Annotated in this window: 8 protein-coding genes, 2 tRNA genes and 1 riboswitch; of the genes, 6 read left to right on the top strand and 4 right to left on the bottom strand. The window is 62.2% G+C overall.

What is annotated here, in order from left to right:
• A partial coding sequence (rnr, locus tag ACDELDRAFT_RS12625; RefSeq protein WP_005797278.1) for a ribonuclease R occupies nt 1–1,675 on the bottom strand: 1,675 nt, incomplete at its 3' end.
• Nucleotides 1,676–2,707: 1,032 nt separating this feature from the next.
• Here rnr and ltrA point away from each other — a divergent pair.
• From ltrA to ACDELDRAFT_RS12610, 3 genes are all read left to right on the top strand, one after another.
• Complete coding sequence (gene ltrA, locus ACDELDRAFT_RS12620) at nt 2,708–4,432, top strand: group II intron reverse transcriptase/maturase (protein WP_005797276.1); 1,725 nt, start codon at nt 2,708–2,710, stop codon at nt 4,430–4,432.
• Nucleotides 4,433–4,555: 123 nt separating this feature from the next.
• Nucleotides 4,556–4,640 (top strand) — tRNA-Leu (locus ACDELDRAFT_RS12615).
• A gap of 176 nt (nt 4,641–4,816) precedes the next feature.
• A tRNA-Leu gene (locus tag ACDELDRAFT_RS12610) sits at nt 4,817–4,901 on the top strand.
• 90 nt (nt 4,902–4,991) lie between these two features.
• Here ACDELDRAFT_RS12610 and ACDELDRAFT_RS12605 read toward each other — a convergent pair.
• Entirely contained in the window at nt 4,992–5,438 is a 447-nt protein-coding gene (locus ACDELDRAFT_RS12605; protein WP_005797274.1) for a GNAT family acetyltransferase, read from the bottom strand.
• A 4-nt stretch (nt 5,439–5,442) separates the two neighbouring features.
• Nucleotides 5,443–8,163 carry a DUF349 domain-containing protein gene (locus ACDELDRAFT_RS12600; protein ID WP_040329077.1) on the bottom strand — a complete coding sequence of 907 codons (2,721 nt, stop codon included), beginning with the start codon at nt 8,161–8,163 and terminating at the stop codon, nt 5,443–5,445.
• A 968-nt stretch (nt 8,164–9,131) separates the two neighbouring features.
• Here ACDELDRAFT_RS12600 and ACDELDRAFT_RS12595 point away from each other — a divergent pair.
• The 3 genes from ACDELDRAFT_RS12595 to nrdR all read left to right on the top strand — a co-directional run bounded on the left by ACDELDRAFT_RS12595 (nt 9,132) and on the right by nrdR (nt 11,968).
• Nucleotides 9,132–9,965, top strand: a complete 834-nt coding sequence (locus tag ACDELDRAFT_RS12595; RefSeq protein ID WP_005797270.1) for a lytic transglycosylase domain-containing protein — start codon at nt 9,132–9,134, stop codon at nt 9,963–9,965.
• Nucleotides 9,966–9,997: 32 nt separating this feature from the next.
• Nucleotides 9,998–10,148: riboswitch (ZMP/ZTP riboswitch) on the top strand.
• A 31-nt stretch (nt 10,149–10,179) separates the two neighbouring features.
• A complete protein-coding gene (gene glyA, locus ACDELDRAFT_RS12590; protein WP_005797268.1) occupies nt 10,180–11,424 on the top strand; it encodes a serine hydroxymethyltransferase in 1,245 nt (414 codons plus the stop codon).
• Between the two features lie 94 nt (nt 11,425–11,518).
• Nucleotides 11,519–11,968 carry a transcriptional regulator NrdR gene (nrdR, locus tag ACDELDRAFT_RS12585; RefSeq protein WP_005797266.1) on the top strand — a complete coding sequence of 150 codons (450 nt, stop codon included), beginning with the start codon at nt 11,519–11,521 and terminating at the stop codon, nt 11,966–11,968.
• A gap of 398 nt (nt 11,969–12,366) precedes the next feature.
• On the opposite strand, the gene ACDELDRAFT_RS12580 is transcribed toward nrdR, so the two are convergent.
• On the bottom strand, nt 12,367–13,919 hold a 1,553-nt coding region (locus ACDELDRAFT_RS12580), incomplete at its 5' end, for a bifunctional metallophosphatase/5'-nucleotidase (protein ID WP_005797265.1).

Genomic DNA, 13,919 nt, shown 5'->3' with positions numbered 1-13,919 from the left:
GCTTGGTTCCGGGCGCCGCGACGCGGGCCGCCAGGCGCTTGGCCAGCTTGGCGTGGGCCTCGCCCGGGGTGGGCAGCGCGGGCAACTTGTATTTGCTCTTGCCCAGAATGGCCTTGATGACGCGGTGCACCAGCAGGTCGGGGTAGCGCCGGATGGGGCTGGTGAAGTGCGTGTAGGCCTGGAAGGCCAGGCCAAAGTGGCCACTGTTGACCGGCGTATAGATCGCCTGCTGCATCGACCGCAGCAGCATGGTGTGGATCTGCTGCGCATCGGGCCGGTCCTTGGTCGCCTCGGCAATTGCCTGAAACTCCGACGGATGCGGGTTGTCGCCGATCGTCATGCCCACTGCCATCGCCTTGAGGTAGCCGCGCAGGATTTCCTGCTTCTCAGGCGTGGGGCCTTCGTGCACCCGGAACAGGCCGGGCTGGCCGCCCTGGGCAATGAAGTCGGCGCTGCACACATTGGCGGCCAACATGGCCTCTTCAATGAGCTTGTGGGCGTCGTTGCGGGTGCGTGGCACGATCTTTTCGATGCGGCCGTTCTCATCGCAGATGATCTGCGTTTCGGTGGTTTCAAAATCCACGGCGCCGCGCTGCTGGCGCGCGATAAGCAGCGCGCGGTACACGTCGTGCAGGTTGAGAAGATCCTTGACGCGGTCCTTGCGCTTGCTGGCCTCGGGGCCGCGGGTGTTGGCAAGAATCGCCGCTACTTCGGTGTACGTGAAGCGCGCATGGCTGAACATCACGGCCGGGTAGAACTGGTAGGCGTGCACCTCGCCCTTGGCGGTGACCAACATGTCGCACACCATGCACAGGCGCTCCACCTCGGGGTTGAGCGAGCACAGGCCGTTGCTGAGCTTCTCGGGCAGCATGGGGATGACGCGGCGCGGAAAGTACACGCTGGTGGCGCGGTCGTAGGCGTCGATGTCGATGGCGCTGCCCGTCTCCACATAGTGGCTCACGTCGGCAATGGCCACCAGCAAACGCCAGCCCTTGCCACGCCCCACCTTGGCTGGCTCGCAGTAGACGGCATCGTCGAAGTCGCGCGCGTCCTCGCCGTCGATGGTGACCAGGGGCACGTCCGTCAGGTCCACGCGGCGCTTCTTGTCCTGCGCGCGCACCTTGTCAGGCAGCTCTCTGGCCTGGGCCAAGCACTCGGCAGAAAACTCGTGTGGCACGCCGTACTTTCGCACGGCAATTTCAATCTCCATGCCCGGGTCGTCCACTTCGCCAAGCACTTCGGTGATGCGGCCTACCGGCTGACCAAACAAGGCGGGCGGCTCGGTCAACTCGACCACCACCACCTGCCCCGGCTTGGCCGCGCCGGTGGCGCCCTTGGGAATCAACACATCCTGGCCGTAGCGCTTGTCTTCAGGCGCCACCAGCCAGACGCCGCTTTCCTGCAGCAGCCGCCCAATGATGGGCTGGACGGGACGCTCAATGATCTCGACCACGCGCCCTTCAGGCCGACCCCGGCGGTCCTGGCGCACGATGCGCACACGCACGCGGTCCTTGTGCAGAACAGCGCGCATTTCGTTGGGGGGAATGTAGATGTCGCCTTCGCCATCATCACGGATGACGAAGCCATGGCCGTCGCGGTGCCCCTGAACGCTGCCTTCAATCTCGCTCGACAGATGCGCAACGGATGCTTCGGGGGTGGTTTTTTTGATATACAATCTTAATCTTTCCGTGCGACACGTAACGTGTCGTTCTGAATGAGGTAGCTGCCTCGTTAAATATTAGCAATTTACTCACCCGCTTCGGCGGGCATAAAACAGATGCTCGGCTCACCCCGATCATCCCACAGCTTGATCCGCAAGGACGGGCTTTAATAGAAGATAGACGGGCAACCGAGCTATCTCATCAAAGTCACTCTATCGAGTGACTTTATATTGAAAGCGGCAGAGATGCCGTTTGTGGCGCTCGCGCACATAGCCGACGAGCACGCCACAAGCGGAGCTTTGTCTGCCGCGTGCGCAGCTCGTTTCTGAGTAAACTATTCAGAGCGTCCTGCTCTGATCTGCCTTGTCATACATCCGGCAACGGACCGCTGTGACCTCGCGTGCGACCGCGAGTAGCCTAGAGTGGCATGCAGGGACAGTAATGACCCTGTGTGAAGCCCACTCAACAATGAACCCCTACTTCGGTAGCAGCTACGCCCGCGAGGGTGCAGCTGGAAGCTGCCAGCAGAAAGGCGGCCGAGGGGGCTAGGCTAGTTCCATATGGGCAACATAAGTGAACCATCGTCAGAACCTGGGTGAAGATTGAACGGCCAAATCTGCTGATAGGCCGTAACCAAAAGGTGCGCTGCTGGCTATTCCTGTGGAAAGTGGGAATACGTCGTCAATATGCAGCCCCAGGAAAGATGGGTCCTAAATGGAGAGATCGAAGCGGCGCAAACCGCCAAGATCGGTAGATCAGGGAACGTGGTAAGCCCCACCACCCGCCTGTGTGCTTCGGCACGCAGGCAAGGAAGCCGCAAGGCAACCTGTTGGATGAGGGGGTATGGGATGGTGGAAAAAGCGAACGGCTGCCTATAACGGGTGGCATAGGGGTTCCAACTTTGCCCCAACGCGAAAGCGTGCAAACTTCCACTTGGTGCAACCGTCGCGAGACGGCTGTCTAAGTTCAATCGACCCCGAAGGGATGCTCAATTCCCCTTCGGGGGAGAAGTGCGTCCTCGATGGGTCTAACTCAAAGAGGAAAGCATGAGAAAACTTGCTGGCAACAGCGAGCCTGCATCCTCACGCGAACCCGCCGACTGGCACGCCATTGACTGGCAGCGAGTTGAAAGGTTTGTGCAAACGATGCAGCAAAAGATCGCGAAGGCGACGCAAGAACAAGATTGGCGGCGGGTGAAAGCCCTCCAACGATCCTTGATCCACTCGCACTCTGCCAGAGCTCTGGCGGTAAGGCGGGTGACCGAGAACCAAGGCAAGCGAACGGCAGGGGTCGATCGCCAACTTTGGGACACTCCGCTCCAGAAACGGGCGGCAATCGGTTTGTTGAAACAGCAACGAGGGTATAGGCCCCTGCCCTTGCGGCGGGTCTACATCCCAAAATCGAACGGGAAGGAGCGCCCACTGGGCATTCCAACCATGTTCGACCGGGCCATGCAGGCACTTCACCTGCTAGGACTAGAGCCCGTGGCGGAAAGCACAAGCGACCCGAACTCCTATGGGTTCAGGAGAAATCGCTCCACGGCCGATGCCATGGGCCAGATATTCGTCTGCACATCCAAAAAGGCTTCGGCCCCATGGGTGCTGGAGGCGGATATCCGAGGCTGTTTCGACCACATCAACCACGACTGGCTGGTGCGCCACGTCCCCACGGACAAGGCAATCCTGCGCAAGTGGCTGAAAGCCGGGGTGATCCACCAGGGTCACTTCTCGCCGACTGACGAAGGAACGCCGCAAGGCGGCATCATTTCGCCAACCTTGGCGAACATGTGTCTGAACGGGCTCGAATCCGGCTTGGCCGCGCACCTCAAAGCGCGGTTCAGGTCTCGCGCCTTGAAGCTGAAAGTCAATGTAATCCGGTACGCAGACGATTTCGTCATCACCGGCGACTCCAAGGAGTTGCTGGCGACAGAAGTCAGGCCGTGGATCGAAGCATTCCTCGCACAACGAGGGTTGCAACTGTCGCCGGAAAAGACAAGGGTCGCCCACATTGATGACGGCTTCAACTTTCTGGGGTGGAATTTCCGCAAGTACGCGGGAAAACTACTCATCAAGCCAAGCAAGAAGAACGCGCAAGCGCTCTACAGCAAGGTCAGGGAGATCGTAAAGACACATGCGATGGTGAAGCAGGAGGATCTCATCGTCAAACTGAACCCTATCCTTCGGGGCTGGGCGCAGTACCACCATCCGGTGGTGGCAAAAGAAACCTTCAACAAGATGGACAACTTGATCTACTGGCGGCTTGTCCGCTGGGCGAGACGGCGCCATCCAAACAAGTCCCCGAAGTGGTGTGCGAACCGTTACTGGCAGCGCATCAACGAGAGGAATGAGTTCGCTGCAACCGTCAAGACGGCAGAAGGTCCATTCACGAGAAAGCTGTTGAAGCTCGCGGATACAGAGATCGTGAGGCACGAGAAGATCAAGGCGGACTACAACCCCTTCGATCCATCGTGGGAAGCGTACGGCGAGAAGTTGAGGACGAAGCGCATGCTGCGAAGCATCGCGTACAGGGCCGAAACAACCATGCTGTATGTGTCCCAGGCGGGGCAGTGTGCACTTTGCGCACGACCCCTGGACTACGAGAGCGGATGGCACGATCACCACATTGTTCGCAAAGTGGATGGCGGGTCGGATGCTCTCTATAACCGGGTGCTACTGCACCCGGTCTGCCACATCAGACTGCACGCCTTGGGTCTGACGGTAGCGAAACCGGCCCCACATGGGGCTTCGAGTCCGAAACAGGCGAAAACTTAGGGTACAATCTGAGTCTTCGCACAATACGGACAGTGTTGTGCTTGAGCCGGATGCGGTGAAAGTCGCAAGTCCGGTTCTTAGGGGGGATGGTTCAGTAATGAACTGTCCCTACCCTCCTGAAATGCCCAGGTGGCGGAATTGGTAGACGCACTAGTTTCAGGTACTAGCGAGTAACATCGTGGAGGTTCGAGTCCTCTCCTGGGCACCAAGTTTAACGAGAACCAGTGAAGGTTTTCAAAATATCAAGCCGCTGTGACCACAGCGGCTTTTTTATTTTTCACACAGCGCTTCGGCTCGAGGAACGGGTACACGTGTTCCAAAAATTTTTGCCGAATCGCCAAAAGCCAGGCGTTGCGTGTTCTATAATTCAAAGCTGATCTGAAAGCCCAGGTGGCGGAATTGGTAGACGCACTAGTTTCAGGTACTAGCGAGTAACATCGTGGAGGTTCGAGTCCTCTCCTGGGCACCAAACACAAAAAGCCGTTGCAATCGCGACGGCTTTTTTTATTTCCAGATCGATGACCACCCCGCAAGCATTGCCCTGCGAAGGCCAACGCGCTCAAAGGTCAGGGATCAGGCGCTTTCCCAAACTGAACGCATCATCACGCGTGTAGCCAAGCTTCTCGTAAAACGCCTGCACTTCGTGGTTGCTGCTGCGTACCAGCAGATTGAGCTTAGGGCACCCCAAGGCCAGCAGCCGCCCTTCCACCTCGGCCATGAGGCGGCGACCCAACGCCAGCCGCTGCCGCCCGGGGGCAACAGCGAGGTAATACACCGAGCCCCGGTGGCCATCGTATCCTGCCATCACGGTGCCCACGATTTCCTGCCCGCCACTCTCCCGCCCAGCCACGGCCACCAAGAAGAGTTCGGGCTGAACCGCCTGTTTGCGTGCAATATCCTTGTGGGGATCATTCCAGGCACGCAGCAGGCCGCACGCGCGCCAAAGCTCCACCACGGCGGCCTCGTCCTCGCTGGCGAATGGGCGGGTGTGAACGGCCAGCGTCATGCGCTCACTTGCGCAGCAATGTCTTGAGCACGTTCTGCAGACGGCGAGCCACCGCAGCGTCGTGCTGACCCGCCAGGACGCGTGCCGTGTCCTGGCCCCAGGTCTGCGCAGGCGCAGGGTCATTGCGCCGCGTGAGCAGTTGCAACTGCAGTGCTCGACGCGCTGCAAGATACTCTGCCGGGGTGGGCGCGTCGGCCGCCATCTCCAGCCGCAACAGTGCCTCGCCCGCGTCACCCGCCGCCGGAGCCGACAACGCCTGCGCCCAAGCGCTCCGCACCGCCGCAGTAACACCACCGCCCAGCTCCTGGGTGCCCGGCAGCAGCGCTGCGTCGCGCTTCTCCCACGCCGTGAGCAACTGGGTCAACGCCTCGCCGTGGGCCTGTGCGGCCAGCTTCCTGAGCGCCAACTGGGCGTGTTCCATCGCATCTCGCTGGGCGCGGAATGCCGCATCGCCAAGGCGCGGGCCGCGGTCTTCATGACCAAGACGATCGCCAAAGCGCCCACCCCTGTCGCGGCTGTCCGGACGCGCGCCGCGACCGGCATCGCGCTCGCCCCGCCCATCCCGGTGATCGCCGGGGCGGCCACCACGGCCCGGCGCTACTGGCGCATCCTTCTTCATGCCGGGGCGATCATCGCCACGCACAGCCACCACGGGGCGGGCTGCAGGTTTGGGCGCAGGCCGTGCCGGCGCACTCTCAGCGCCTTCAATCGCCTCGCCGGATGCTACGTTTTCAGGAGCTGCTTGCGCAGGGACTGCAAGCGCTCCACCTTGTTCTTGCTCTGCCTTTTGGGCCGATGCCACCACCTGTGCAGCCTGGGCTTGTCCGCGCAGCGCTGCATCCAGCGCCTGCATGGCGGTACGGATCTGCTGCGCATCGCCGCTGGCATTGGCCGCCTCCAGCGCCTTCGAGGCCTCGAGCACCACACGGTCGCGGGCACTCAGCTCGGTCACGGCCTTTTCTCGGTCAGCGGACTTGCGGTTGAAGGCTTCGTCGATCGGCTTGCGGAAGGCGTCCCACAGTTTCTGCTCATGCCTGCGATCCAATGGCACCGCCTGGGCTTCAGCCTGCCAGCGCTGCTGTAACGCCTTGACGGCATCGATGCGCAACGCAGGCGCTGCGCCCAGCGCCACCGCTTCGTCGATCATGGCGTGGCGGCGAGCCAAGCTTTCCTTTTGCGCGCTTTCCAGGGGCGCGGCCGCTGCACCGATGGCCTGCTTCCACAGCGGCTGCAGCTCTGCAAAAATCTTTTCACCCACGTGCCCGCCTTCGCGCCAGCGGTCGCCAAACTGGTGCAGAGCCCGATTGATGGCTTTCCAGTCGCCTGAGGCAGCCTGATCCTGTGCCCAGGCCTTGACCTCTTCGATCAGCGCAACACGCTGTGCCTTGTGCTCGGCGGCTTCCGAGCGGATCTTGTCGAGCCAGGCCTCCACCACCTTGTGGGCGGCATTGCAGGCTTCGTCAAATTTTTTCCACAGGGCATGGTTGGGAGCACCGCCCTGATCGGTCTGCTTCCACTGCTCGCGCAGTTGGCGCAGTGATTCCTGCATCTTGCGGCCACCCAGCACCTGGCCCTCTGGGCGGTGAAGCAGCGCTTCGGCCCGCGCAACCAGATCCTCGCGCACCTGGTCCGCACTCCAACGCTGCCAGCCCTCCAGTTCACCCGCCGCCACCAGCGCTGCGTGCACCTGCTGCTCCAGAGGCGTATCGATGTGCTTGCCATGCACTTTCAGGACCGCGCGCAGAGCGGCGGCTGCACCCGCACTGGCTTTGCCGTGGCCTTCGGCGGTCTCCTTCTCCAGCGTCACCAGAGCCTCTCTCACCAGTTGCTGGGCTTGCTCCAGCACCTGGGGATCAACCTTGGGGCGCACCGGGCGTGCAGGTTTGGCCGCCACTGCAGCGGCAGCAGCTTCGGTGGGCAAACCACGCGCCACGCGCAACTCGTCGGCCCACACGGGCACGGGCGGCAAAGGGGCGGCCGCGTCTTCGGCAGCGGCAGCAGCCTGTGCCACGGCAGGTTGAAACGCGTCCCATACCACCAGCAATTGGGTGCGCGAGGCCTCGAGCAATGGCGGAAAACGCGCCTCCACGCTGACCCAGCTTGCGTCACCAGTCAGCTCCTCGGCCTGCTCCTGCCAGCGAGCGACGTCGGCCCGCAGCAGTTCCAGCGCCGCCTGAGCGTCCTTCCAGGATTTGGTCGATAGCACCTCGATGCGCTGCGCCAACAACACGGCGGCCTCACGCTGCACCTGAACCCGGTGCTGCAGGTCTTCGATCACCTTAACCCGGTCGGCCAATTGCACCTTGAGCAGTGAGAGCGGCTCACGCGACAGGGGCGCGCCAGCTTTGGCGGCATCGCGCTGCCATGCCAGAGCATCGGCAATATTGAGCTTCGGCGCCGCGAGCAGAACCTGGGCCTTGTCGGCCCACTCGGCGGCAATGGCCTCTTGCCCCTTGGCGCGGCGAATTTCATCGAGCTTTTCGCGCACCGCGCGGGCGGCACCCTTGTCACGCCCGCTCAGCTCCTTGAACACCTCCTGCAATTGCTCGGGCGCCGGCTGGGTGGCAAGCCACTCACGGATGCGGGAAGCCCGCTCACTCGACGTGGCGGCCGAGAAAGCACCTCCCGTCAGAGCATCCAGCGGATGCGTCTCTTGGGTTTTGGCCGGGGCCGGATTCACTTCTGGTGCGTCGGACATTTTGCTGCGGGAAAAGAAAGGAAACATGGATCCAATGGGATAACGCATCCCGGACAAGCTGCAAGGCAGATACGGGCCGCCATGGCCACCTGCCATGCGCGTTGCGTGTAAGGGTGCTATTTTGACCGGCTTCCAGCAAAAGACCACGCCACGGCCTTCGCCACACATCAAGAAATGATCTGGCGCAAGCCGGCCAGATGGACTGACACAGGCGGATTCACATGATGGGCCCCGGCCCACGGCGCTGTCGCGCCGTGGAGAACGTTCCACATTATCTATATATATGCACCGCCTTGCGCCAGCCCGGCGCACTCAGCAGGACAGGAGCCCGACCGGCCACACGGATACGGCCCATAAAGAAAGAGAAAGCCCGGTGGACAGGCGCAAGGTCTGCCCACCGGGCTTGACGGCTGACACAACGGTCTTTGCCATCGAGTCGCAATCCGGAGATGAACGTCCGCATTGCGAGGAGGCAAGGTATTGCCCCCAAGGTTTGCCGTAGAAGCTGCATCTGCTGCACCTTGACGCTGCGCGCCTTCGGCGGGAGATTTGCCTCGTCTGGCGATGCCCGAATTCACAGGCGACTCCACCTTACCAAATTCGCCGAAGCGACTCAAACTGCGTTCTCAATGACATATCGGTCCGCGATTGAATTTGACACACGATCGTCACGATCAGCAGATCTCCATGCGCTGTCCAAGCAGAAAAAAGCCGCTTAACATGTGTTTATTCACATGCTTTTCATAGCTAAAAGATATAAAAAACAATTTTGATAGTATTGACTTAGAATTAAGTGAACTTCTAGAATCCGCCAGCCCCAAAAACGGGCTAGTAAAAACCCCAACCGCTGCCGAACCCGGCTAAGTCAATGGACCGCTTCGAGTCATGAACGAAGCTGTGAATTGATGGCGTACCAATCCAAGTGACCCACTGCACGAGCGCCTTCATCTTTGATGTCGGCGCCGCATGGTGAGCCACCTCAGAAAGGAAGAGCTATGACAGCGTCAGGAAAAATCATCACCGGCGTACGAACCTTCGTTGCCGACGTGACAGAAGGATTCCTCGAAATCACCCACAACAGTTTTGCCCTTCTCGGGCTGGCCGTTGCCTTTTTTGTACTGACTCTTGCTGCCCGCCCGGACCTGCGCCAGGCAGGCGAAGAGCAATTGATGGACTGGCTGCAGTCTCGCCAGGTGGTCTTGCTGGACGAACCCGTCGAGCTCGGCGCGAGCGACCGCGCCACCGCCAGCAATCCCAAGGACCTGCCCAAGGAGCAGGCTGCCGTTGCATTCTGGTTGAGCAAGAAGTACCGTGTAGCACCCGAGCCTCTGAGCGCACTGGTGGCCGAGGCGTACGAGACCGGCACCCGCACCAAGATTGACCCGACGCTGATCCTGGCCATCATGGCCATTGAATCGAGCTTCAATCCCTTCGCCCAGAGCGCCGTCGGTGCGCAGGGCTTGATGCAGGTCATGACGCGCGTCCACACCGACAAGTACGAAAACTTCGGAGGTCATTTTGCGGCTTTCGATCCGGTGACCAATCTGCGCGTCGGCGTGAAGGTGCTGCAGGAGTGCATCGCCCGGGCCGGCTCAGTGGAAGGTGGCCTGCGCTACTACGTGGGCGCCGCCAATTTGCAGGACGACGGTGGGTATGCAGCCAAGGTGATGGCAGAGCACACCCGGCTGCGCCAAGTGGCCAACGGGCGCTCGGTACCCTTGACACCCTCGGCCACCCTGTCCACCCAGGCGCCTGCGCACACCGTTCCCGCCACTGCGCCGGCCGCTGGTGCAGGCGGCGACAAGCTGGCCCTGCTTTCAGGCCTTTGAGGGCTGCCGCAGGCACGCCGGTCGGCTACACTACGATGGTACGCAACTGGCGATAGGCGCGGCCCCCCGAGGTGCCGCCGCTGACGTGGAAACCGGCAAGGGACTGCCTCTTGCAAACCACTGGGGAGCGTGCCGCAAGAGCCCAAGGCCTTCTGCGTTCCGCCGTTCGCCTGGGCAGCCCTTGTTTCAAGGGACACAAGTTCATAGGACTGCCATGTACCACCGCAATATTCTTGTCGAACAGACCGATCCCGAACTCTTTGCCGCCATCCAGGCCGAAAACAAGCGCCAGGAAGAGCACATCGAGCTCATTGCCAGCGAAAACTACGCCTCGCCCGCCGTCATGTGGGCCCAGGGCACGCAGCTGACCAACAAGTACGCCGAAGGCTACCCTGGCAAGCGCTACTACGGCGGTTGCGAGCACGTCGACGTGGCCGAGCAACTGGCCATCGACCGCGTGAAGAAGATCTTCGGCGCCGATGCCGCCAACGTGCAACCCCACTGCGGCGCCTCTGCCAATGAAGCCGTGTTCCTGGCCTTCCTCAAGCCCGGCGACACGATCATGGGCATGAGCCTGGCCGAGGGCGGTCACCTGACCCACGGCATGCCGCTGAACATGTCGGGCAAGTGGTTCAACGTGGTCTCCTACGGCCTGAACGCCAAGGAAGAAATCGACTACGACGCGATGGAAGCCAAGGCCCGCGAGCACAAGCCCAAGCTGATCGTGGCCGGCGCCTCGGCCTACAGCCTGCATATCGATTTCGAGCGCTTTGCCAAGATCGCCAAGGAAATTGGCGCCATCTTCATGGTGGACATGGCCCATTACGCCGGCCTGATCGCAGCGGGCGTATACCCCAACCCCGTGCCCCACGCCGACGTGGTGACCTCGACCACGCACAAGAGCCTGCGCGGCCCGCGCGGCGGCATCATCCTGATGAAGGCCGAACATGAGAAGGCCATCAACAGCGCCATTTTCCCCGGCCTGCAAGGCGGCCCGCTGATGCACGTCATTGCGGCCAAGGCTGTGGCTTTCAAGGAAGCACTGACGCCCGAGTTCAAGGCTTACCAGGAACAGGTCGTGAAGAACGCCAAGGTGGTGGCCGAGACGCTCACGCAGCGCGGCCTGCGCATCGTGAGCGGTGGCACGCAAAGCCATGTGATGCTGGTGGACCTGCGTGCCAAGGGCATCACGGGCAAGGAAGCCGAGGCGGTGCTGGGCTCGGCCCATATGACCATCAATAAAAACGCGATTCCCAACGATCCTGAAAAGCCGATGGTGACGAGCGGCGTGCGCATTGGCACCCCTGCCATGACCACCCGCGGCTTCAAGGAAGAGGAAGCCCGCATGACGGCCCACCTGATTGCCGACGTGCTGGACAACCCACGCGACGAAGCCAACATCGCCGCTGTGCGTGCCAAGGTCAGCGCGCTGACGGCCCGATTCCCGGTCTACGGCTGAGCATGTCGCGCCGCAGTCACCCATGCCATCACGGCCATCCTCCGGCAGGGCGGCTCGGCGTGGCGTGCAAGCGGCAGCCGCACGGGGAGGCGCGATGAAGTGCCCCTTCTGCGGCCATCAGGAAACCCAGGTCGTCGAGACCCGGGTGGCCGAAGACGGCGATTTCATCCGGCGCCGGCGCCAGTGCGGCGCCTGCGACAAGCGGTTCACCACCTACGAGCGGCCGGAAGTGAACTTCCCGGCCATCGTCAAGAAGGACGGTCGCCGCATCGAATACGAACGCGGAAAACTGCTGGCCTCGTTCAACCTGGCGTTGCGCAAACGGCCCGTGAGCACCACGCAGATCGACAGCGCCATCGAGCGGATCGAGGAAAAGCTGCTCAATCTTGGTCAACGCGAGGTGCTTTCCAGCCGCATCGGCGAGTTGGTCATGCGCGAACTCAAGAAGCTCGACAAGGTGGCCTACATCCGTTTTGCCAGCGTGTACCGCAGCTTCGAAGACATCGACGATTTCCGCGCGATGGTGGACGAAGTCCGCAAGTAAACCAGGCTTCTCAAGGTCTTTTCGACCTGTAGCGCTTATGCATCATGCGCACGCAGCTATTGTTTCAATAGCAAATCTGTTTCATTAGCGCCTCGGTTTCCCCGACGCCCACAGCGCTGAGATGCATGTCCGTGCGCATATCGGGGCCCGCTACTTCGGGGGTGATCGGCCGCCGCGCATCCAAACCCCTGCCGGGTGAAGCGGGACGAACCGGTCAGCAGGCGATCGAAGCCATCGTTACCGCCCGCAAGGAGCGGGCCGAGGCGCCGCAGGCATCGAAAGCCCGTTCAAGAGCCTGCTCGACTTCTGCCTGGCGCGTGGTGCCATGGGTCAATGGCCAGCGCCCTCACCCGGCAGAATGCAAAACGCTCCAGCCACACAGCCCGCAGAATGCCCTGTCACCGAACTGCCACAGCGCCACGCGCGCGCGTGATGCGGTCGGTTTGCGGTGGGGCAATGGGGCTGGCGGCCCGGAAATAGGCTTCCAGAGCATCCAGGTCCTGGCCACCGCCCATCACGTCGGGCGCCTGGGTAAAGACCGTGAAGTTGTCGCCTCCACTGGCCAAAAAGCTGCTCAACGAGACACGCACGGCAGCAGCATCGGTCAGGGGCTCGCCATGCAGCGTCATCTGGCCAATGCGTGCACCCGCCGGTTGCGACAGGTCATAGCGATAGCTGAACCCGGCCGACACCGAAAGCACGCGCGGCTGGGAAGGGCTGTTGGAGCCGCTGTCGAACTGCTGTTCGAGCGCTGCCCGCACCTGGGCACCCGTAAGGGCCTTGACCACCAGGTGGTTGCCAAAAGGCTGCACGGCAAACAACTGCCCATAGCGCACCAGACCTTGCTCGTCAGGCACCAGATCGGCGCGCAGGCCACCCGGGTTCATGAAAGAGATCTGCGCTCCGCCCTGCTCCGGCAGACGCGTGGCCGCCAACTGCGCGTCGGCAATCAGATTGCCCAGCGGCGTTTCGAGCGAAGCGCCTGGCCGGCGTAGCACCGCGCCCGAGAGTTGCCCCACGGGGCGTTGCGCCAGCGGCACGGCCGCCGCGCGGTACGTGGCAATCAGCTGCTGCACGCCCGCATCGGGCGCGAATACCGGTGCAACCGCCTGGGTGGCAACCGGGCCCTGCGGGCCCGTGAAACCTTCACCTTGCACAATCACCTGCCGGGCGGTTTTGCGCACCACGCGGCGCGTGCGCGTGTCCACCTTCAAGGCAATGTCGGTGACCAGTGTTCCATACAGACCTGCACTGGTCAGCAGGAACGGGCGCTGCGGGTTCACACTGCCGTAGTCGCACACATAGGCCCGGTGCGTGTGGCCCGTCACCACCACATCCACGGACGGATCAAGCCGCTCGAGGATGGGCACGATATCGCCGCTCAGCCCCGCACAACTGGTTTCGGTGATGCCCGCCGTGGTGCTTCCGCCCTCGTGGATCATCACCACGATCACGTCGGCCCCCTGGGCCCGCAGCTGCGGCACGAGCGCATTGGCGGTGGCGGCCTCGTCTTCAAAACGCAGGCCCTTCACGCCGGTGGGCGACACCATGGTCGGGGTGGCCTTGAGCGTCATGCCGATGAAGCCCAGCGTGACCGTGGCCCCGCCTTCGTGAAACCGCTTGAGCCCCGTGGCAGGCAGCAATGTGTGGCCATCTTCGCGAACGGTATTGGCCGCCAGCAGGCCGAAGCGCGCCCCTTCGAAGGGCCGGGATATCTGACACGGCGTGCGCACCGTGAACTGCTCACAACCGCCGTGCTGCATGCGCAGCAGTTCGCGCCAGCCGCGATCAAACTCATGGTTGCCCACGGCGCTGAAATCAATCTGCATACGGTTGACGGCTTCGATGGTGGGCTCGTCCAGGAACAGGGCCGACACGAGCGGCGAAGCCCCCACCATATCCCCCGCGGACACCACCGCATGGTGCGGGTTGCGTGCCTTGAGCGTTGCAA

The sequence above is a fragment of the Acidovorax delafieldii 2AN genome (assembly GCF_000175235.1).
In the GTDB taxonomy this organism is placed as follows: Bacteria; Pseudomonadota; Gammaproteobacteria; order Burkholderiales; family Burkholderiaceae_C; genus Acidovorax; species Acidovorax delafieldii_B.
The sequence above is the reverse complement of the archived record's forward strand: the minus strand, read 5'-3'. Positions and strand labels throughout refer to the sequence as shown.